We start from the raw sequence: 21555 nt of genomic DNA on the forward strand, positions 1-21555 counted from the left end.
CGCGGGTCACCGCGTAGCTTCCGAAAGCGGTTCCAGTCTCCCCCTCGCTCCTCATGTCTGCTCCCCTTCGCATCGCTTCCGGCCAGGGCTTCTGGGGCGACCTCCAGCGCGCCCCCATCGACCAGGCTCGCCTCGGTCCCATCGACGTGCTCGTCATGGACTACCTCGCCGAGGTGACCATGTCGATCCTGCAGAAGCAGAAGCTGCGCGACCCGTCGAAGGGCTACGCCCGCGACTTCGTGGAGGTGGTGACGGAGCTGGCGCCCGACATCGTGGAGAAGGGCTTCAAGATCATCTCCAACGCGGGGGGCGTGAACCCCGTCGCCTGTGCCGAGGCCATCGTGGAGGGCGCGCGGGCGCGCGGCGCGACCGGCCTCAAGGTGGCCGTCGTCACCGGCGACGACCTGCTGGAGCGCCTCGACGACCTCCTCGCGCGCGGCGTCGAGCTGAAGCACATGGAGACCGGGCAGCGGCTCGCGGAGGTCCGCGACCAGATCGTGAGCGCCAACGCCTACCTCGGCGCCCAGCCCATCGCCGAGGCGCTCGCGATGGGCGCCGACGTGGTGGTCACCGGGCGGACCACCGACACCGGCCTCACGCTCGCCCCGCTCGTCGACCGCTTCGGCTGGGACTGGACCGACTGGGACAAGATGGCCGCGGGTACCGTCGCCGGCCACATCCTGGAGTGCGGCGCGCAGTCGTCCGGCGGCAACTTCACCGACTGGCGGGCCGTGCCAGACATGGCGCGCATCGGCTTCCCCATCGCCGAGGTCTCGGCCGACGGCACGTTCGTGGTTACGAAGCACGACGGCACCGGCGGGCTCGTCAGCCGCGGCACGGTCGCCGAGCAGCTCCTCTACGAAATCGGCGACCCGACGGACTACATCACGCCGGACGTGGTGGCGGACTTCACCAGCATCCAGCTGGAGGACGAGGGCGACGACCGGGTTCTCGTGAGCGGCATCCGGGGCGCCGAGGACACCGAGTTCCTCAAGGTCTCGGCCGCCTACGCCGACGGCTGGAAGGCGACCTCGACGCTCGTCTACGCGTGGCCGGAGGCCGCCGCGAAGGCCCGCGCCGCGGCGCAGATCCTCAAGGACCGCCTCGACGCGCTCGGCCTGGAGTTCGAGGAGTACCGCGCTGAGATCATCGGGCTGAACGCGCTTTCGGAGACCGAGTCGGTCGACGCGGTCGCCGAGGCGGACCTGGACGAGGTGCAGCTTCGGGTCTCGGTGCGCGGGCAGGACAAGGCCGCCGTCGAGCAGTTCGGGCGCGAGATCGCGCCGCTCATCCTGACCGGCCCCAGCGCTGTGACGGGCTTCGCGGGTGGGCGTCCGCGCCCGAGCGAGGTCGTCGCCTACTGGCCCGCGCTGATTCCGAAGAGCGAGGTCCAGACGGAGGTCCGGCTGCTGGAGGTCTGACCCCAGGCCTACCCGTCGCCGTGCCCGACCGGCGGGGCGGGGAGCGACGGATTCTGCCTCCCCAATCCCGTGGCCCGTTCTCCCGATCGGCTGCCGACGACCGTGTGGCCGATGTGTGCGGGAGGACTGCGCCGCCCGTCCCCTTTAACCTCTGCGCACGTTCCGGCGATACCGGGTCGGTCCCACCGCGACACGTCTGCCGTTGCCCCTTTCCTCGGGTCCTATGTCCGCGCCCCTGGCCGTCCTCCTCGTCGAAGACGACCCGACCGCCCAGTCCATCGCGCTCTCCATGCTTCGGCACCTCGGCATCGAGGCCGACGTGGCGTCCGACGGGGCACAGGGGGTTCGGGCGGCGGCGGAGCGGGCGTACGACCTGATCCTGATGGACATCCAGATGCCCGTGATGGACGGCGTCGAGGCACTGCGTGCGATCCGGTCCGCCTCGGGCGGCGCTTCGCCTCGCATCATCGCGGTGACCGAGCACGCGCAGTCCGGGCTGGAGGCGCGCATGGTGGGAATCGGGTTCGACGGGGTCGCCCCCAAGCCTTTCACGGTCCCGGTTCTCCAACAGGCCGTGAGCCCGCTGCCAAAGGCGACCCCGACCGCGGCGCCCGCGACCTCCAGCGACGAGGGCGTCGAGCGACTCCTGCGCGACATCCGCGCCCACGTCCGCGGCTTGCTGGGGGAGGACGACGAGGCGTTCGTGGCCGACCTCGTCGACACGTTCGCCGACTCGACTCGAAAGGCCCTGCACCTCCTGGACCCCATCGTGGCGGACCGCGACTTCGACGCGCTGGCCCGCATGGCCCATGCGATCAAGGGGAGCGCTGCCAACGTGGGCCTGGCGACGCTCGCCGACGCGTGGTGCCGCATCGAGGAGGCCTCGCGCAACGTCGACGCCACCGTCTTCGCCGAGCCCCTCGCTGCGGCTCTCACTCAGACCCGCCTGGCCATCGGCCTCGTGACGGTCGAGGCGTGAGCCCGGGCGCCTGTGGAAGGCGCCTCTCCCGCTGCCTCGGCACCGAGGCGGACCCACTTGCACTCGAGGGGCTGAGACGGGGGACCTGTGCGGAGTGCGGGACGTAGGTTGCGCGCTGCCCTCCCGACCGCATGGCCTCCCCGCTTCGCCGCCTCAACGCCGACCTCTGGCGCTACCGCTGGACCCTCGGGCCGGGACTGCTCTGCGCGCTCGTCTCGGCGCTGTTCACGCTGTTCATCCCCGGGCTCGTCCGCGAGGCCATCGACGCGATCCCGCGGATGGTGGCCGTGCAGGGCTACGCCGCCGGGTCGGCCGCCGGGACGATGCTCTACGACGACTTCCGCTGGGCGCTGGTGCTGCTCGGTGGCATGATCCTGGGGCTGGCGGCCCTCTCGGGGGTGTTCATGTTCCTCATGCGGCGGCTAGTGGTCGTCGCAAGTCGCTACATCGAGTACGACCTCCGCAACCGGCTCTACGCCCACCTCCAGCGGCTCTCGGGCGCTTTCTACCACCGCTTCCCGACGGGCGACGTGATGACGCGCGCCACGAGCGACATCGAGAAGGTGCGCCGCTACGTCGGCCCGGCGCTGATGTACCTCTCGCGGGCCATCGCGGCCATCGTGATGGCGCTCACGTTCATGCTCGCGATCTCGCCGACGCTCACGTTCTGGGCCGTCCTGCCGATGCCGGTCCTGGCCGTGTCGGTGTTCTTCGTGAGCCGGCTGGTTCACGTCCGCACGGACCGCCAGCAGAAGGCCTATTCGGGCCTGACGAGCCGCGTGCAGGAGGCGCTCTCGGGGATTCGCGTGGTGAAGGCGTACGCACAGGAGGAAACGTGGGGCAAGCGCATCGACGACGCCAGCGAGGACTACCAGGCGCGCGCGCTCGACCTCGCGCTCGTGGACGCGGCCTTCCGGCCGGTCCTGATGATCCTGATCGGGCTGAGCACGGTCCTCGTGGTGGGCGTCGGCGGGCGTCTGGTGATCGCGGGGCAACTCTCGCTAGGCAACATCGCCGAGTTCATCATCTACGTCGCCAACCTGACGTGGCCGGTGGCCTCGTTCGGCTACGTGGTCTCGATGGTCCAGCAGGCGTCGGCGTCGATGAGCCGCATCGAGGAGATCCTGGAGACCGAACCCGCCGTGGGCGACCCGATGGCGGACGCCGCGCCGGACGCGCTCGCCGTGGAGGCCGTCGCCGGGCGCATCACGTTCGACGACGTGACGTTCCGGTACACGCCGGACGGCCCGCCCGTCCTCGACGGCGTCTCCTTTGAGGTGCCCGCCGGCTCGTCGGTCGGCATCGTCGGGCGGACCGGCGCGGGGAAGTCCACGCTCGTGGAACTGATCCCACGGCTGATGGACCCGACCGCCGGCACGGTCCGCGTGGACGGGACCGACGTGCGGGAGATGCCGCTGCGAACGCTCCGCGCGGCAGTCGGCTACGTGCCGCAGGAGGTGTTCCTGTTCTCCGACACCATCGGCAACAACATCGCCTTCGGCGTGCCGGAGGCGGAGGCGGAGGCCATCCGCGAGGCGGCGCGCGAGGCGGACCTGATCGGCAACGTGGAGGGCTTCCCGCTCGGCTTCGAGACGCGCGTCGGCGAGCGTGGCATCACGCTCTCGGGCGGCCAGAAGCAGCGCACGGCCATCGCCCGCGCGCTCATCCGCCGCGCGCCGATCCTGCTCTTCGACGACGCCCTCTCGGCGGTCGATACGCGCACCGAGGCGACCATCCTGGAAAACCTGCGCGCCCAGTTCGGCCAGCGGACGGTGCTGGTGGTCAGCCACCGTGTTTCGGCCGTGCAGGACGCCGATCAGATTCTGGTGCTCGACGATGGGCGCGTGTCCGAGCGCGGCACGCACGCCGAACTGGTCGCCGCGGGTGGCGCCTACGCCACGATGGTCCGGAAGCAGCAGCTGGAGGCCGAACTGGCGGGAGCGTAGGTCAGCCTGCCTCGGCGCCGAGGCGGGATGGGGGGATGCACGAGATACGCCAGGCAGCCGGGAGCGCTCCGTCTGGCACCCGGGGGAGGAGCGGCCGGGCGGTAGTTTGCGGACCCGCTTCCTAACGCTTCCTGTGCGCATCCTCTCCTTCGGCCTCGCTGGCCTGCTCGCGCTCGGTGGCGCGGCTCCGGCGCTGAGCCAGTCGCTCCGCCCCGACGGTCCGCCCGTCCGCCTGTACTCCGACGCCACTCCGGCAACGCATCCCGTGTGGTCGCCCGACGGGGCGCGCGTCGCCTTCACCCGCGACCAGTACGTCGGCCTCTGGGTCGTCGGCGCCGACGGCGGCGCGGCGCGGCAACTCGCCGACGCGCCGGGCGCGGGCTTTGGCTTCAGCTGGGCACCCGACGGGCAGGCGCTCGTCGCGCGGACGGCCCGCGTGGACGGCCTCTATCGCCGCCACACGGTCTCGATGGTCGGCCTCGACGGCGCCGTGACCGACCTCGTCCAAGAGCGGTCCCAGATGACCGGCCTGCCGCACTGGGCGGGCCCGCACCACGTCGCCCTGCTGGCGGACGGCGCGGCTGAGGTGATCCCCGTCGACGCCGAGGCCCGGACGACGGTCCCCGAGGAGGTCGTGCTGGCGAGCCCCCGCGGCGGTCTGGTCGTGACCGACCCCGCCACCGGCGGCCTCCGCGCGCTCCCCCAGTTCCGCGACGCGATGCTGCTCAACCTGACGCCCTCCCCGGACGGGGCCCGCGTGGCGTTCGAGGTGTACGGTGGCAACCTGTTCACGATGCGCCTGGACGGCTCGGGCCTCGTCGACCTCGGCCCCGGTGCCCGCCCGACGTGGTCGCCCGACGGCCGCTGGGTGGCCTTCATGGTGACCGCCGACGACGGCCACGACATCACGTCGTCCGACCTCGTCGCCGTCCGCGCCGACGGGTCCGAGCGGGTCGCGCTCACGCAGTCTCCCGACCGGCTGGAGATGAACCCCTCGTGGTCGCCCGACGGCCGCGCGCTCGCCTTCGACGACGCCGTCGACGGCGCCCTGTACCTCCTCTCCGTCTCTGAGTAGCCCCCACCATGACCAAGTTTCTCCCCCTGGGGCTCCTCGTCCTCGCTCTCGCCGCCGCGCCCCGTGCGCAGGAGGTGACCGGCCTCTCCGACTGGAGCCTCTTCCTCGACCCCGGCCACAGCACCACTTCCGAGAACGTCGGCATCTACGGGTACTCCGAGCCCGAGAAGGTGCTGCGCGTCGGCCTCGCGCTCCGCGAGATGCTCCTGACGCGGACCGACATCGACACGGTCTACATGTCGCGCACCAACGACACCGAGGTCGTGAGCCTCTCGCAGCGCACCGACCGCGCCAACACGCTCGGCGCCGACTTCTTCCACTCCATCCACAGCAACGCGGGTGGCCCGTCCTCCAACAACGTGCTGATGCTGTACGGCGGCTGGCGCTCCGGCGGCCAGACGGTCGAGAAGACGCCGGTGGGCGGCGGGCTCATGGGCGACGAGTACGAGGAGGCGCTCTCGACGGCGATGCGGCTCCCCACCATCGGCAACTACGCCGACCGGACGTTCTACCAGGGCTTCCCGGACAACCACGACAACCAGTTCCCCTACCTGTTCGTCAACCGGACGTCGAGCATGGCGTCGGTGCTGAGCGAGGGCGGCTTCCACACGAACCCAGTCCAGAACCCGCGCAACATGAACGCGGAGTGGAAGCGGATGGAGGCGCAGGCCTTTTACTGGGCCATCCTCGACTGGCACGGCATCCCGCGCTCGGTCCACCGCATCGCGGCGGGCTTTATCACCGACGCCGAGAGTGGCAGGACGCTCAACGGCGCCACCGTCGAGATCGACGGCCAGACCTACACGACCGACACCTACGAGTCGCTGTTCTTCCGCTTCACGTCCGACCCGGACCTGCTCTCGAACGGCTTCTACTACCTCGAAGACCTCTCGCCGGGCACGCATACCGTCACCGTCTCGGCGCCCGGCTACGCCGATGCGACGGCCGAGGTGACGATGCTCGACACCGAGATCTCGTTCACCGACGTGGCGCTCGTGTCCACCGTCCCGCCGGTCGTGACGGACGCGAAGCCGGAGGAGGGCGATCCCAGCTTCCCGATCACCTCGCCCATCGAGATCACCTTCAGCCGCCCCCTGGACGCCACGACGCTGGACGGCGCCGTCACGCTGGTCCCGACCGGCGGCGACGATCCGGTCGCGGGCGTCGCGACGCTGGAGCAGGACGGCTACCGGCTCGTGTTCACCCCCGACGCGCCGCTCGCGCCCACGACGGCCTTCACGCTCACGCTCGCGGGCTCTCTGGCGACGTCCAACGGCAGCGTCCTCGACGGCGACGGCGACGGCACCGGCGGAGACGCGTTCGTGCTCACGTTCACGTCCAGCTTCCCCGACACGGTCGCGCCCCGCCTCGCAGCGAGCGACCCCGCTCCCAACGCGACGGGTGCTGAGCGGCGACCCGTCGTCACGGTCGTGTTCACGGAGCCCGTGGTTCCGGAGACCCTCGACGGCCGGGTGACGCTGGAGACGACCGCTGGCGTCCCCGTAGCCGGGACCTTCACCCACACGCTCGCGGGCGTCGTCGGCGAGGATCCGGAGCCGGTCAGCACCGTCAGCTTCGCGCCCGACGCGCCGCTGGACGCGGAGACGCGCTACCGGTTCGCCATCGAGCCGGGCGTCGAGGACCTGTTCTCCAACGCGAGCACGGGCCGGTACGCCTTCACCTTCACGACCACCGCCGGGACCGAGGACGTCCGCGTGATCGAGGACTTCGAGGGCAGCTCGATCGCCGACGACTGGTGGCTGCCCCAGCAGAGCGGCTCCACCGCCGGCATCGTGACCGACTCGACCGATGTCACGGCGGTCCCGCTGGCCTACCCGCTCGGCGGGGACACGGCCATGCGGATCGACTACGGCTGGGACGACCTCGCCTCGTCGTGGCTCATCCGCGAGTGCTTCGGCGGCTGCTCGCCGAGCCACTCGTTCACCGACCAGGCCACGCTCCGCATCCGCGTCTTCGGCGACGGCACCGGCACCCTGTTCCGCTTCGCCGTCGACGACGGGACGAGCGGCATCGAGGTGAGCCCCTGGACCGCCGTCGACTGGCTCGGCTGGCGGACGGTGACGTGGGACCTCGACGCCGACGGCTTCGGCTCATGGATCGGGAACGGCGCCTGGAACAGCCCCACATCGCTCCGGATGGAGTCGCTGCAGCTCGGCTACGACGGCTCGTCGCCCCGCTTCGGCGCGCTCGTCGTGGACGATCTCGACGTGGTCACCCTCGTCCCGCCGGTCGCCACGGACGGCGGGCCCGGCGACCGCGAACCGCTGCGGCTCGCGGCGGTCCGGCCGAACCCCGTCCGCTCGTCGGCCGAGATCCGGTTCGCCCTCGGTGCTCCGGCGACTGTTCGCGCCGAGGTGTTCAACGCCATCGGCCAGCGCGTCGCGGTCCTGGCCGACGGCGCGGCGCTGGGCGCCGGTGAGCATGACCTCACATGGTCCGTCGAAGGCGCCGCCTCGGGTGTCTACATCGTCCGGGTGACCGCGGGCGAGGCGAGGGCCTCCACCTCGGTGGTCGTCGCGCGCTAGCAACGGACCCCTGCACCAAACGAAAGGGCCGCCCCGTCACGACGACGGGGCGGCCCTTTCGTTTGGTACAGGGTGAACTACCGCACCACCACGACCGGGCGGACGGTGCGCTGGCCCTCCGCGTCCAGCACCACGAGGTAGGTACCCGGCGTCCGGGCCTGCCACGTGACGGTCTGGCGGCCGCTCTGCGGCTCGTCGTCGGCCAGACGGGCCACCTCACGGCCCAGCACGTCCACCACCCGGAGCGTCACCGCGGCGGGGACGCCGAGGCGGTAGGAGAGCGTGACCGGGCCCGCGGACGGGTTCGGCCGCGGCGCGTCGAGCGCGAGCAGGGCCGTCGGTCCGCTCGTCTCCGCGTCGGTCGACTCGAAGACGACGGTGTTGCTGGGCGCGCTCTCGACCGAGTTCGTGCTGACGGCGGTCACGACGTAGGTCAGCCCGCTGCCGTCGAGGCGAACATCCGTGAACGTGGTCTCGCCCGTGACGCCGATGAGGTTCTCGGCCCGCTCCAGCGCGGCGTCGAGGTCGCCCGCATCGGCCTCGGGCACCCGGTAGACCGCGTAAAAGCGGGTGTCGGCCGCGCCGTCAGCCGGGGCCGTCCATGTGAGCACCGTCGCGCCGGGCTCGCCCTGCGGGTCCGGGACGGCGTCGAGGCCGGTCGGGGCGCCGGGCGCGTCCAGGCTCTTCCACGGCATGACCGGGGGAAGGGCGCGCGTCGCATAGAGGTCGGTCCGGAGCGAGTCGCTCAGGCCGCGGTCCGACTGGAGCACGCCCGCGTTCGCGCGGAAGAAGATCGAGCCGTCGATGCCCTCCCGGCTCCGCGTGATTCGGATCTGGTCGGGGATCTCGCTCGTGTCGAAGCCCGCCTGCCCGGTGCGGTACGCCGCCAGCCCCGGGTACACATGCCGGTCGTTCCGGACCGATTCCCACCACTGGGCGAGCGCCCCAAACGGCTGGCGATTAAATGACCCGTTGATGATCGCATCCGACGACCAGTACAACTGCGGAGCGAGGTAGTCGATCGTCTGCGCGTCGAGCCACGCGGTCGCGTCGGCGTAGATCACCTCGTAGGCGTCGAGGCCGCGGACGCCCGACGGGACGTTGTTCTTCCAGATGCCGAACGGGCTCACGCCATGGACCGCCTCGGGGCGGACCGCCTGGAGCGTGTCCTGGATCTGGGCGACGAGGAGGTTGACGTTGTCGCGCCGCCAGTCGCCCTGGTCGGTAAAGCCGCGCGGGTGAGTGGCGAACGTCGCGGCGTCCTCGTCGGTGATGCCGGAGAAGCCGGTCCCCGGGTAGGGGTAGAAGTAGTCGTCGTAGTGGACACCATCGACATCGTAGCGCCGGGCGATGTCGCCGACGATCGAGGCGACGTGGTCGCGGACCTCGGGCAGGCCGGGGTCGAGGATCTTGATGCCCGTCGAGAACGAGAGGATCCACTCCGGGTGCGCCCGGGTGACGTGCGACTCGTCCTTGACGTAGTCCGAGCCGCGGTCGGCCCGGTATGGGTTGATCCAAGCGTGGAGCTCCATGCCGCGCGCGTGGGCCTCGGCGGTCGCGAACGCGAGGGGGTCGTAGTACGGCGCCGGGGCCTGGCCCTGCTGCCCGGTCAGCCAGTACGACCACGGCTCGAAGGGCGAGTCGTAGAGCGCGTCGGACTCGGTCCGGACCTGGAACACGACGGCGTTCACACCGACCTCCTGCAGGCCGTCCAGGATGTCGATGAGGTCTTGCTTCTGCACATCGGACGAGCAGCCGGACGTGCAGCTGGGCCAGTCGAGGTTGGCGACGGTGGCGATCCAGGCTCCGCGGAACTCGTACTTGTCAGACTGGGCGCGTCCGGGGGCCGCCAGGACAGCGAGCAGGAGAAGGGAGAGGAGCGTGCGCATGGGTGGGAAGGGGAGATAGAAAGGGGGCGCTGGGCGGGTGCCCAGCGCCCCCATGACGAGGGTCGTCGGACGATCGGACTAGCGGACGACCGTCATCTGGCGAGACGTGCCGAAGCCGTTGACCTCGACCGAGTAGATGTAGACACCCGCCGAGAGGGCGGAGGCGTCGAAGTCGACCGAGTGCGTCCCGGTGGCAAAGGCCCGGTCGGCGACGGTCGCGACCTGACGGCCGGTCGCGTCGAACACGCGGATCCGGACCGTGCCGGCCTCACGCGTCGTGAACTCGATCGTGGTGCGATCAGAAACCGGGTTCGGCGTGTTCTGGAACACGTCCACCACGGCGACCCACTCCGGCGTGCCCTCCGAGGCCACGCCCAGCTTGATGAACTTCTGCGTGGCGGGGGCTCCCTGGTTGAACTGGCCGACGTAGGCCGTCTCGCCGTCGGCGCTGAACGCGAGGGCGCGCGGGCGGCCCTCAGAAGCCTCCTCGTTCCACGTGATGCTGTCGCGGGGCGTCGGCATCTCGATCGTGGCCGTGATGTCGCCGTTGCCGTCGAACACGAAGAGGTCCTCCATCGCGAAGCCGTACCAGGTGTTGATCTGCCAGGGCGTCCCCGGAGCCGGCGCGTCGAGCGGGCTGCCCGCGCTGAACCAGAGGTAGTCCGTGACCGGCTGGATCGCCGCCGACTCGATGGCCATGCCCATCGGGGTCACGCCGAGGGAGTCGAAGTCCGAGAAGTCGTCCGGACGGTACCAGACGGAGGGCATGAGCGTCGTGTAGCTGAAGTCCCACACGGCCACGCCGCCGTCGCCGCCGCCGTCATCGACCGCGAGAGTCGCTCGGTTGAACGACCGGTTGTTGCCGAAGTCGCCGAGGTCGCTGAGGTCGGGGCCGAGGATCTTGTAGCCCAGCGCGCCCTGCCCGACGACCTGCGAGATGTAGAAGTTGCCCGCGTTGTCCGTACCAGCGGAGATCATCGAGCCCGAGAACGGCTGGGCCTTGGCCAGCAGGCGAACCGTGTTCGGTGCCGCGCCAGCGCCGCAGGACGTGTGGTCCACCTTGAAGAGGAGGTTGCCCTGGGTGATGAGGACATCGCCGTTCACGTCGGCGCGAAGGCCGCGGCCGGTCTGCGTCTCGAGGTTGCCCGAGGCGTTGGTCGCGATGCCGAGCGTGTCGGTCACGGCGCCGGAGGCGTCAGACAGGAACCGGACGGGCGAGCAGGCGGCCTCGGTCCCGTCAGGCGAGAACACGGTGACGGTGCCGCTGGACAGGTATTCGCCCGCGACCTGGACGCTGTCGACGGTGCCGAAGGGCTGGACCCAGATGAGGCCCTCGCCGTCGACGGCAAGGCCGTGGGTGCTGCTGAACTGGCGGTCTTCAGCCGCCGGGAAGTTCGAGTCGTACTCCCAGTATCCGCTCTGCGCGCTAACGGCGAGGGGAAGGGCGAGCACGAGAGTGAGTAGCAATCGCTGCATGATGAGGGGGGAAATGCTGCGGCGGACGCCGCGAAAGCTCCCGCGGATGCGGGAGGGGACTGGGAAACTACGGGGACTACAGCCCGGCAAAAGGTCCGGGAATCCGGGCCTGGAGGCGGTAGAGGTCGAGGAAGCCGCCCGTGGGCGATTCGACCTCTTCCGGCGTCAGGCCCTGGAGGAGGTAGAGCACCTGCCCCGTCCCCCACGCCAGGTCGACGAGCGGGGAGGGCAGGATGCCAGGGTAGATCAAGGCGGCCTCGCCGGAGGGCGAGATCGTGATGAGCGGGTCGGGGGCGTTCGTCGCGACGAACACGGTTCCGTCGGCCGCGACCGCCAGGGCGTTGGCGCCGACGCCTGCGCCGAACTGGGCGGTCACGTCGAGGAGGACCTCGCCCGGCCCGAGGCCGTCGGGGGTGAAGGGGAAGCGCCGGACCTTGCTGTCGACCACCGAGCCCGCGTCAGAGGTTGCGGAGGCGACGTAGAGCGCGCCGTCGGCGACGGTGAGCGACGTGACGGGCTCCGCGAACGGGACCGTCGCGGTGACCGTCCCGTCGGCCGTGAACCGGTAGAGCGCACGGGCAGTGACGTTCGTGTTGGTGCCGCCCGTCCAGTACGTCCCGTCGCCCACGGCGGCCACGTCGCGGAGGGTGCCGGAAGGGATGCTGCGGACGGTGACGTCGCTCGACGATCCGGCTGGGATCGTGTACACGCCGCGGTTCTGGCGGACCCCGAAGAGCGTGCCGTCGGCCGCGGGCGCCAGCCCGGTCCAGAGGACGCTCTCCGTGGAGTAGGGCGACCGACTGCCGTCGGTCCCGAACCGGATGATCCCGGCAGCGGAGTTGTTGACGTAGAGCGTGACGTAGAGCGAGCCGTCGGTCCCGTTGCCGAGCGCGCGCGGGCTCTCGCCGAGGTTGGGCACGATGGAGTCGACGAGCGTGAACGCGGGCGACAGCGGCAGGTCGACGGCGTTGCTGTACTCGGGCGAGCCGATGACGGCGACGCGCATCCGGAGCGCCGGGTTGATCAGGTTCGGGACCCGGACCTCCAGTTGCGTCGGGCTGGCCGAAAGGACGGTGCCGGAGGCCGAGTTGCCCTGCCCGTCATCGAACACGACGATGTTGTCTTCCGGGGTGGCCGAGAAGTTCTGGCCGTTCACGGTGACCACGTCGATGCCCGCGAGCACGACGGAGAACGGAGCCGAGACATCGGTCACGACCGGGGCGCTGTTGCGCTCCGCGTCGGGGTCGTAGAGGCTGCTGCCCTCGAAGTCGCACGCGCTGAGCGTGGCGAGCAGCACGAGGGCGGTGACGAGGCGGAACCGAAGGGTCGACGGGGTCAGCATGGACGGCCGGAATCGAGAGAGGGGAGAGGCCTTCAGGCAGGTCGCGAGGCTCACAGGTCGAACCGGATGGCGACACGGTGGACGGGGTCGAACACGTCGTAGGCGCTGTACGAGTAGTCGGCGCCGAAGCCGACGCCGCCGAGCCGCTGCTGGATGCCTGCCCCGACACTGAAGCTCTGCACGTCGGACGGGAAGAGGTAGCCGGCCCGGAGCGCGAGGGTGTTGGCGAAGGTGTACTCGCCGCCCGCCTCGATCTGCCCGGCGTAGTCGTACGGGTCCTCCGCGTCGACGGACAGGACCAGGCGGTGGACTGCGGGGTCGAGCCCGGTCAGGCCGCGTGTGTCGAGGGCCGCGCCGATCTGCAGCGTCAGCGGGAGCTGGAAGCTCTCGCCCTCGCCGAAGGCGGCCTGCTGCGAGAAGTTGCGGGCGCTGACGGCGAACGCGAGGCCCGGGAACGGGGTGTCGTACATGACGCCGAAGTCGTAGGCGAGCACGGTCTCCGAGACGTCCTCTCGGTTGAGGTCGCCCTGGTCGTTGGCCGAGACCGCGATCGCTCCGAAGTCCTCCGTCACCAGCTTGACCTGGCCGCCGACCGAGAACCGGTCGGTGACCGTCCGGCCGTAGCCGAGCCCGATGGCGAAGGCCGTTGGCGAGAACGTGCCGACGTCGCGGTAGCCCGCCTCAGTGCTCGCGTCGAAGACGGTCTCCTGGAGTTCGCCGTAGTCGACCGCCAGCACGGAGACGCCCAGCGTCCCGAACCGGCCGCCGGCAGGCCGGAAGGCGACCGCAGCGTGGTTGTAGTTGATGTCGGCGATGAAGCTCGTCTGGCCCAGGAAGACGCCCGTGGTGGCATCCCCTCGGGACAGGCCCGCGGGGTTCTAGAACAGGGCCTGCGGCCCCGTCGAGAGCGCGGTCGAGGCGCCGCCGAGCGCCGCTACGCGGGGGTCGGCGCTGACACTGAGGAACTTCATCCCCGACTGGGCGAGCTTCTCGCGGTCCTCGACCTGCTGGCCGAACGCGGTCGGCACGAGGAAGAGGGCGAGCAGGGCGAGTCGAGCGAGGCGGGCGAGCGCGGGCGTCGGCATGGGAGGGGGGGAGGAGTCGGCGCTAGCGGACGATGACGAACTTGCGGAAGGCCTGCTCTCCGGCCTGGAAGAGGGTCTCCCCGGTCGCGAGGTCCACGACGTCTTCGGTGACCGTGATCACGGCGATGTAGAGGCCGCTGGCGACCACCTGGCGAGACGACGTGGTGTGGTCCCAGAATTCGTCGCCGCTCCCGTCGGTGTGCTCGAGGGTGTCGATCAGCTCCCCGAGCTCGGAGTAGATGTCGATCCGGCAGACGCCCGGGATGTTGTAGAAGGCGAGCTTGTCGCTGCGGTCGCTGAATCGGAGGGGCGTGTCGCCGCCTATGCCCTGGCTCGCGCCCACGTAGAAGGGGTTCGGGACGACGCGAATCGCCTCCATCGCCTCGCCCTGCTGCCGCTTGAGCGTGGCTCCGTCGTAGGTCTGGGTCGCGTACCGGGAGCTCCGGAGGTCCCGCCCAGTCGGGGTCAGGCCGCGGCCGTCGTTGGCGGCTCCGTCGCGGACGGCCTGAATGTAGTAGAAGTAGTTGATGCCGCGAACCGGCGTCGTGTCGTCGAAGCTCGTCTCGCCCGGTCCGGCGGTGTGGATCAGGGTGTAGGCGCTGTCCCGACGCGTCGAGGTCCGGTAGATCTCCCAGCGGTCGGGCTGCGGGCCGTCGGCGTTGGGCTCCCAGGCGAGCGAGATCCGGTCGCCGCCCCCGGCCACGTTGAAGGTGATCGGCGGCGCGGGCGGCGCCGGGATGTCGTAGCCCGCGTCGTAGTTGGCGAGCGCACGGCGGAAGGTCTGGAAGAGCGAGTCACGGCTCGTGAACACCCACTCGTTCTTGGTCTTCGTCTCGCCGTTGAAGGTGAGCCCGGCCGCGCTGTTGTTGCCGGACGCCTTGAACTGGGCCCCGAGAATGCCGTTCGCCTCATAGCTGAGACCCGCGCTTCCCTCGGCGACCACGAACCGGACGCTCTCCCCTGGGGCGAGCGTGTAAGGCCCGAACCCGTTTCCGAACGAGTAGCCGCCCGAGTTGGCCTGGCCTTCGGCGGCCGACGGGTCGCGGGACGGGTTGAGGAAGCCCGGAAGGCCCGACGGCTCCACGGCGAGCGCGTGACGGGGCGACTTGTGCCCCTGCGACATGACGTTGTACTCCGTCGACATCCGGCCGATGCTGAACGGGTCGTTGTTCGACAGGTAGGCGTCGTCCGAGCCGATCCAGTTGGTCGTCGCCGGCTGGCCGGGGTCGTCGGAGTCGTCGGACGCCGAGGCGTCGGCGTGGAGCGTCACGACGCCCGCGAACGCGCTCGCCCCGAAGCGCCCGGTCGTGTCGGCGGGTGCGCTGTTGTTGATCGCCGAGATCTGGAGCGACCCGCCGAGGTTGTCGTAGGGCACGGCGCTGCCGGGGAAGAAGCCATGCCATGAGAACTGGGCCCGGAACTGCTCGCCTTCTGGGTCCGGGAGCAGGCCGTCGCCGCGGGCGTCGTTCATGGTGTTCTTGCCCCACCCGGTCGGGTTGCCGATCATGTACCGTGTCTTGGCGGCGACGGCCATGCGGTACTGGAAGTAGGCGATGACCCCTTCCAGAGTCTGGTTCGGGAGCTCGATCTCGTCGTCGTCGTCGGTGTTGCCCGTGTTCGTCAGGACGTACTCGATGACGTGGTAGTTGTCGTGGAACTCCTGGCTGAACTGCATGACCCGCCGCTCCATCGTGACGCCGAGCAGCGTGTTGATGCGGCTGATGAGCATGAAGTCCGGCGCCATGTCCGGGTCGACGCGGTCGACCACCATCGAGGCGGACGCGAACGACTGGTTGCCGTCCACGGTCACGACCGTGAGGGGGTACTTGCTCACCAGCTCGAACTGGACAGGGAACATCTCGCCCACGCCGGTCACGCGCGGCCCGACGTGCACCACGCGGGCGGGGTAGGAGGATCCGGACTCGTCGACGACGTTCTGGGCGCCGATCCACAGGCCCTTGGCGGCCTGCATGTCCTGGAAGTCGTAGACGCCAGGCCACCGCCACCCATACTGCTGCTGGGCGACGAGTCCCTCCTCCTTCTCGCTGCCTGCGGAGGAGTACCAGTTGTGGAACGACCCGCCCGCGACCCACTTCGTCTGGAACTGAGCGCGGGCATCCGGCGCGCCCAGCAGGATCAGGGCGCCGACGGCGAGGAGAGAGAGGCGGGCGGACGAGCGCACGGGCATGTCAAGGGGCATGAGTCAGAGGGCGACCGGCAGAGTGGAGAGCCGGGGAGCGGACCTAGAGGCTGATCCGGACGCCGAAGAACACGTTCCGGGGGTTCAGGAAGTTGAGGTACCCCTGGTTCGGCATGTCGATGTAGGCCTTCGTCTCCAGGACATCGGAGACACGGCCGGCGTCGGCCGGCGTCCAGGCGCCGTTCTCAAAGACGATGTACGACTCGCTCGCGCGCTCGTAGTAGATGGTGCCAGCGACCCCATCCGCCTCGGCGCGCGACTGGATCGCCTCCATCGGCTGGTACGGGACGTCCTCGGAGCGGTAGGCGCCGACCACGTCGTCGCCGGGGATGTTCGAGTAGTCGTCGCTCGCGGGGAAGTGGAGGCTCGAGAGGTACTCGATCTGGTCCTGCCCGTCGTCGACGCCATAGAAGAGCGCCATCTCGCGACGGTTGAGCGCGTTGAGCACGTCGGCGTAGAAGGAGACCTCCCGGCCGGCGACGCTGAACTGGCGCTGGAAGCGGAGATCGAGCGCCCAGCGGTCCCGGATCTCGACGTTCCGGGAGACGCCCGGCTCGGCGACGCCATTGTCGCCCCAGGTGTAGAGGCCGCCGTCGCGCCACTGGCCCAGGAACGAGGTCCGCCAGCCGCCGAGCAGGCTCACGCCCGCAACGCTCGGGCCGAAGTCGTCCGGCGTGAAGAAGTCGAGGTTGAGCCGCGCGAAGGGACGCGGGACCGGACGCGAGGAGGCCAGGCGGCGGAGGGCATCGCTCTCCTCCTGCTCGCGCTGCGTGGTCGAGTTCTGGAAGACGTCCCGGAAGCCGAAGTAGCCGGACTGGCGGACGTCATACGTGTAGTTGAAGAACCCCCGGAAGAACTCGCCCCGGGACTTCTGGAGCGTGAACTCGAAGCCCCGAATGTCGGCGTAGCTGTTCGGCTCCGTCCGGTCGTAGTCGATGGTGCCGTCGCGGCTCAGGTACGTCACGAGCCGGGGCTCCAGCGAGATGTCCTTGTAGTAGCCCGCGATGCGTGCGGTGAACTGGTCGAAGAACGACTGCTCGTACCCGAGTTCGTAGGCGATCGTCCGCGGAAGCGGGTTGTTTGGGTCCGCGATCTGGGTGATCTGGCCGCCCACCGAGAACGCGCGCACGACGTAGAGTTGGTCGGAGTCCGGGACGGACCGGAAGTGGCCGTAGTTGAAGTAGAGCTTGCTGGCCTGCGAGACCGGGAACGACACGCCGAGCCGGGGGCTAAGCGTCACGATCTGCCGGGATGGGGAGGTCGTGAGGAGCGTGTCGAGCGCCGCCCGCGGCGTGCCGTCCGGCCCGAGCTGGACGCCGGCCAGGACCGGGTCGAAGAGGTTGTAGTCGTACCAGTTGCCGCCCGCCGTGAAGTAGTCCAGCCGGAGGCCGAGGTTGGCGATCATGCCGTCGAGCTCCAGCTTGGTCTGGCCGTAGGCCGCCGCCCGGATGGGCGTCTCGTCCCAGACCGTCCGCGCGTTCGTGCTCGTGAACGCCGAGTCGATGCGGGCGTAGTTGATCTGGCTCCGCGTCAGGTTGTACTCGAAGCCGGTCTTGATCTCGGCGAACCGCGTGAGCTGGTTGGTGTAGTCGCCCTGGAGGTTGTAGACCGTCACGCGCGACGAGTCGCGGGCGTTCGACATGCCGACGCCGATCCGGATGTCGCCGAGGCCCGTCGAGCCGTCGAGGCCGGCGACGTTGAACGGCTGCCACCCGAACGGGGCCTCGTTGAAGCCGTACCCGCCAATGGTGACGACCGTCGTGGTGTCGCGCCGCGGGCCGGGGTTGGTGTCGTACCGCGACTGGAAGCGGTTGGCCCGGATCTCGTAGTACGACGTGGGCGATAGCGAGTGCGAGAACTGCGCGCCGACCTGGTCATAGGTCGTCTGGGAGGGGCCCCAGTAGTCTCCCGAGAACGTCCGGCTGTCGATGAAGCTGGACCCGATCGGGCTCACACCCGAGAGGAAGTTCGCGATGCCCTCCGGGGAGCGGAAGATGCTGTTGTAGCCGGTCGAGACGGCGCCTGAGCGCGAGGAGCCGGTGCCCTCCTGGATTCCGAGCCGGCCTTCGACACTGAGCTTCATGCCCTGCGCCACGTCGCTGGTCAGCTTGATGTGCCCCGTCTGCTCGGCGTACGTGCGGGTGTGGAGCGGAATCAGGTAGGCGTTCTCCTCCCGGCGGAAGGACCCGAAGAAGCGGAGGTTGCCGAGGCGCTGGGCGCCTGGAATCGGACCGCCGATGCCGAGGTCGATTTCGTAGTCGGGCGTGGTGACCTCGAAGTCCTTGCGGCGCTGGAACATGAACGCGTCCATGAGCGCCTGGGGCGTGAGATCGTTGGTCGGGTCCGCATCGGAGAGGAGGCCCGCGGAGACCGAGTTCCAGCCCTCGAAGCTGGGGTACTGGTCCTGAGTGGCCTGGTCCCAGGCCCCGTTGTCGGTGCCGGTGAAGGCGACCTCCGGGTCGGTGAACGGGCGGATCCAGTAGGCGTCGAGGTCGCTGGCGAGGCCGCCGAAGTTCTTCTGGGTGGGCGGGCTGTAGCGGGTCCGGATGTCGGCCTCGTAGCGGTCGCGGTCGCCTTCCTTGGTGACCACGTTGACGACGCCCGAGCGGACGTTGCCGTACTCGGCATTGAAGCCGCCCGTCTGGACCTGCACCTCCTCGACGGAGGCGAGGCTGATGTTGGTGAAGGGGGCGTTGTTGCGCTCGTCGCGCAGCGTCAGGCCGTTGACCTGGAACGCGATCTCGTCGGCCCCGGAGCCGCGGACCACGAAGCCGTCCTGGACGCCCGCCTGGAGGGCCACCACGTTCTCGATCGAGGCCACCGGCAGCGCGGCGATCTCCTCGCTGCCCACGTTCGTGCGAGAGTTCGACACGTCGACCTCCACCGGAGGCCGCTCGGCGCGCACGATCACCTCCTCGGTGGTGGTGGTCTCCGGCTGGAGGGTCGCGTTGAGCGTCGTCGTCTGGCCGATGTCCACGTTGACGTTCTCGGTCAGCTGGGTGCTGTACCCGATCGACGAGATGCGGACGCTGTACGTGCCCGCGGGCACGTTCAGGATCGTGTAGTACCCGTCGACGTCGGCCGTCGCGCCGCGCGACGTCTCGACGATGAACACGGTCGCGCCGATGATGGCCTGACCGCTCTCGTCGACGATGCGTCCGGAGAGCTTGCCCGCCGTCTGCGCCGTGGCGACCGACGCGCCGAGGCCGACGAGCAGCAGGAGGAGGAGGGGGATGCGAAACGCAGTGGCAAAGGTCATCGGCGGGCCGGCAGTGACCGGGGTTGGAAGCGCTTTTCTGAGCCGTGTCTGGCTTCTGAGGCGCGTGGCATCGGTGGGGAAGATGGCGCAGTCGCAGGGACTCTGCAAGGTCAATCGGCGCGCCGGCCACGACCCAAATCGGGCCGGCGCGCGCGATTTTTTAGACTTAGGGCATCTCGTGAACGGTCACAAAAGCTTCGGCGGCGTAGCACTCGGGGAGGCCGAGCGCATCGAGCGCCGAGGCCGTCTCGGTGTTGCGGTCGCGGGCCCGTTCCCAGAACTCACGGTCGTCGTAGGCGCCGGGGAAGAGGGCACGGTCCTTCTGGCTCTCGTGCTTGTAGATGGCCTCGATCTTGAGGTCGAGGTCTGCCTTCGAGAGCGGCAGGAACACGTCCGCGCGGTCGATCTCCCACTCCTGCCACGCGCCGCGGTAGAGCCACACGAGCGGGCGGGGGTCGGCGGCCTTGCTGCGGCGCTTCTTGGCGGGTGCCCCGTCGCCGCCGGGGTCCACCTCGGTGAGCGTGTCGCCGTAGCGGCGGACCGCCTGGTCGATGGCGCTGTAGCACATCCGGTGGGTGCCGTGGGGGTCCGAGAGGTCGCCCGCGACGAACAGGTGCGTCGCGCCGGTCTCGGTGAGCAGGTCGAGCACGATCTGCACGTCGGCCTCACCGATGGGCGCCTTCTTGACGCGGCCCGTCTTGTAGAACGGCATGTCGAGGAAGCGGGCGTTCTCGGCGCCGAGCCCCATCACCTCGATGGCCGCGATGGCCTCGGTGTAGCGGATGAAGGCCTTGATCTTCTGGACCTCGTCCGTGTCCACCTCGGCGGGCTTCTTCTTGTCGATGTCGCGCAGGATGGCCGCCACCTTGTCCTTGACGGCGTCGCCGCCCTCGGGCGCGAGCACGTCCTGGCTCATTTCGATGAACTGCAGGTGGCGGCGCACGTCCTGGTCGAAGACGGCCACCGACCCGTTGGTCATGTAGGCCACCGTGACGTCGTTGCCGTTGCGAACGAGCGCGTGCAGCATGCCGCCCATCGAGATCACGTCGTCGTCCGGGTGGGGGCTGAAGACGATCACGCGCTGCTTCTTGGGCAGCTGGTCGCGGTAGATGACGCGCTGGCGGAGGTCCTCGAACACGGTCTGGCAGAGCTCGTCGACCCCGCCGGAGCCGTGGACGAGGTCGTGGAGGTGATGCCGGTGGAAGTCGCCGGCGTCGAGCCGGAGGATGGCCTTGCCGGTCTCCTTGGACAGCCAGATGACGGCCCGCTTGGAGGCCTCGGGCGTCCACTCGACGCGCTTGACCAGCCAGGGCGTCTTCTCCCGCGTCAGCTCGGAGGCCGCCGCGCGGTCGACGTAGATCGACGCGTTGCTGTGGAGCTGGAGGTAGGTCGCCGAGACCTGCTGGTTCGGCGCCTCCTCGACGGCCTGGCGCACGATGGGCGCCTTGTGCTCGCCGGTCGCGATCAGGATGATCTCGCGGGCGTCCAGGATGGTGCCGACGCCCATCGTGATCGCTTCGCGGGGGACGTACTTCTCTTCGAAGAAGTCCGACGCGGCGTCCTTGCGCGTGATCTCGTCGAGGACGATCAGGCGCGTCCGGTCCTCGGGCGTCGAGCCGGGCTCGTTGAAGCCGATGTGGCCGCTGCGCCCGATGCCGAGCAGCAGCAGGTCCATGCCCCCCGCGCGCTGGATCAGCCGCTCGTACTCGGCGGCGTGGGCCTCGATCTCCTCCGGAGCGAGGTCGCCGCGCGGGATGTGGATGTTCTCCGCCGGCACGTTGACGTGGTCGAAGAAGTTCTCCCGCATGAACCGGTGGTAGCTCTGCAGGCTGTCCGGCGCCATCGGGACGTACTCGTCGATGTTGAACGTGACCACGTTCGAGAAGTCGAGCCCCTCCTCCTTGTGCATCCGGATCAGCTCCTGGTAGACGCCGATGGGCGTCGAGCCGGTGGGCAGTCCCAGCACCGCCGTGTCGCCGGCGCTCGTCTTGGCCTCGATGAGGGTGCGGACCTGCCGGGCGGCCTGCTTGGCGAGCGAGCCGGGGTCGTCGAAGATGAGCACCGGCAGGCGCTCGACGCCGTGGGCACGCCACGGCTGGCGCGTGAACGAAGGCTCGGAGGACGGGAGGGTACGGGGCGCCGTACCGGCGAAAGCGGGCATGACCGGGGAAAGACGGGGTGTGGCCTGCCGCGTTCTGAGCGATGGAACCCGGCCGGGCCGGGAGCCCCATCCCCAGAAGCTGCGCACGTCGCGGCGGGCTCTGGATGAATGGAGCCGGGAGTGTACCGCCGCTCTGCTGCACCGGGGGGGTCCTTTTTGCGCCGTCAGGCCGTCGG

The 21555-nt window shown here is 69.8% G+C and carries 13 protein-coding genes; 5 read left to right on the forward strand and 8 right to left on the reverse strand.

Going from position 1 to position 21555, the window contains the following annotated elements; genetic code table 11:
- The first annotated feature begins 53 nt into the window (after positions 1–53).
- From B1759_RS15220 to B1759_RS15240, 5 genes are all read left to right on the forward strand, one after another.
- Positions 54–1421, forward strand: coding sequence for an acyclic terpene utilization AtuA family protein (locus B1759_RS15220; protein ID WP_095515904.1), 1368 nt, complete (start codon positions 54–56; stop codon positions 1419–1421).
- Positions 1422–1644: 223 nt separating this feature from the next.
- On the forward strand, positions 1645–2400 hold the full coding sequence (locus tag B1759_RS15225) for a response regulator (protein ID WP_095515905.1): 756 nt from the start codon (positions 1645–1647) through the stop codon (positions 2398–2400).
- A 131-nt stretch (positions 2401–2531) separates the two neighbouring features.
- A complete protein-coding gene (locus B1759_RS15230; protein ID WP_095515906.1) occupies positions 2532–4346 on the forward strand; it encodes an ABC transporter ATP-binding protein in 1815 nt (604 codons plus the stop codon).
- A 133-nt stretch (positions 4347–4479) separates the two neighbouring features.
- The gene (locus tag B1759_RS15235; RefSeq protein WP_158225294.1) at positions 4480–5421 is read left to right on the forward strand and encodes a PD40 domain-containing protein; all 942 of its coding nucleotides are present in this window, start codon (positions 4480–4482) and stop codon (positions 5419–5421) included.
- 8 nt (positions 5422–5429) lie between these two features.
- Positions 5430–7967, forward strand: coding sequence for an Ig-like domain-containing protein (locus B1759_RS15240; RefSeq protein ID WP_095515908.1), 2538 nt, complete (start codon positions 5430–5432; stop codon positions 7965–7967).
- A 77-nt stretch (positions 7968–8044) separates the two neighbouring features.
- On the opposite strand, the gene B1759_RS15245 is transcribed toward B1759_RS15240, so the two are convergent.
- The 8 genes from B1759_RS15245 to nagB all read right to left on the reverse strand — a co-directional run bounded on the left by B1759_RS15245 (position 8045) and on the right by nagB (position 21379).
- Positions 8045–9856, reverse strand: a complete 1812-nt coding sequence (locus B1759_RS15245; RefSeq protein ID WP_158225295.1) for a family 10 glycosylhydrolase — start codon at positions 9854–9856, stop codon at positions 8045–8047.
- 78 nt (positions 9857–9934) lie between these two features.
- Entirely contained in the window at positions 9935–11332 is a 1398-nt protein-coding gene (locus B1759_RS15250) for a T9SS type A sorting domain-containing protein (RefSeq protein ID WP_095515910.1), read from the reverse strand.
- A 76-nt stretch (positions 11333–11408) separates the two neighbouring features.
- Positions 11409–12674, reverse strand: coding sequence for an IPT/TIG domain-containing protein (locus B1759_RS15255; RefSeq protein WP_095515911.1), 1266 nt, complete (start codon positions 12672–12674; stop codon positions 11409–11411).
- A 50-nt stretch (positions 12675–12724) separates the two neighbouring features.
- Complete coding sequence (locus tag B1759_RS15260) at positions 12725–13540, reverse strand: PorV/PorQ family protein (RefSeq protein WP_143537414.1); 816 nt, start codon at positions 13538–13540, stop codon at positions 12725–12727.
- Positions 13541–13552: 12 nt separating this feature from the next.
- Entirely contained in the window at positions 13553–13759 is a 207-nt protein-coding gene (locus B1759_RS15265; RefSeq protein ID WP_095515913.1) for a hypothetical protein, read from the reverse strand.
- Positions 13760–13781: 22 nt separating this feature from the next.
- A complete protein-coding gene (locus B1759_RS15270) occupies positions 13782–15959 on the reverse strand; it encodes a hypothetical protein (protein WP_143537415.1) in 2178 nt (725 codons plus the stop codon).
- A 43-nt stretch (positions 15960–16002) separates the two neighbouring features.
- Positions 16003–19218, reverse strand: coding sequence for a TonB-dependent receptor (locus B1759_RS15275; RefSeq protein WP_095515915.1), 3216 nt, complete (start codon positions 19216–19218; stop codon positions 16003–16005).
- A 166-nt stretch (positions 19219–19384) separates the two neighbouring features.
- The gene (nagB, locus tag B1759_RS15280) at positions 19385–21379 is read right to left on the reverse strand and encodes a glucosamine-6-phosphate deaminase (RefSeq protein WP_095515916.1); all 1995 of its coding nucleotides are present in this window, start codon (positions 21377–21379) and stop codon (positions 19385–19387) included.
- Between the last annotated feature and the right edge of the window lie 176 nt (positions 21380–21555).

Source organism: Rubrivirga sp. SAORIC476, assembly GCF_002283555.1.
In the GTDB taxonomy this organism is placed as follows: domain Bacteria; phylum Bacteroidota; class Rhodothermia; order Rhodothermales; family Rubricoccaceae; genus Rubrivirga.

Bases quoted from the DNA above. Each gene is read 5' to 3' on its own strand.
- B1759_RS15275 (WP_095515915.1), bottom strand. From the start codon at position 19,218: ATGACCTTTGCCACTGCGTTTCGCATCCCCCTCCTCCTCCTGCTGCTC.
- B1759_RS15220 (WP_095515904.1), top strand. From the start codon at position 54: ATGTCTGCTCCCCTTCGCATCGCTTCCGGCCAGGGCTTCTGGGGCGAC.
- B1759_RS15245 (WP_158225295.1), bottom strand. From the start codon at position 9,856: ATGCGCACGCTCCTCTCCCTTCTCCTGCTCGCTGTCCTGGCGGCCCCC.
- B1759_RS15225 (WP_095515905.1), top strand. From the start codon at position 1,645: ATGTCCGCGCCCCTGGCCGTCCTCCTCGTCGAAGACGACCCGACCGCC.
- B1759_RS15230 (WP_095515906.1), top strand. From the start codon at position 2,532: ATGGCCTCCCCGCTTCGCCGCCTCAACGCCGACCTCTGGCGCTACCGC.
- B1759_RS15240 (WP_095515908.1), top strand. From the start codon at position 5,430: ATGACCAAGTTTCTCCCCCTGGGGCTCCTCGTCCTCGCTCTCGCCGCC.
- nagB (WP_095515916.1), bottom strand. From the start codon at position 21,379: ATGCCCGCTTTCGCCGGTACGGCGCCCCGTACCCTCCCGTCCTCCGAG.
- B1759_RS15270 (WP_143537415.1), bottom strand. From the start codon at position 15,959: ATGCCCCTTGACATGCCCGTGCGCTCGTCCGCCCGCCTCTCTCTCCTC.
- B1759_RS15255 (WP_095515911.1), bottom strand. From the start codon at position 12,674: ATGCTGACCCCGTCGACCCTTCGGTTCCGCCTCGTCACCGCCCTCGTG.
- B1759_RS15250 (WP_095515910.1), bottom strand. From the start codon at position 11,332: ATGCAGCGATTGCTACTCACTCTCGTGCTCGCCCTTCCCCTCGCCGTT.
- B1759_RS15265 (WP_095515913.1), bottom strand. From the start codon at position 13,759: ATGCCGACGCCCGCGCTCGCCCGCCTCGCTCGACTCGCCCTGCTCGCC.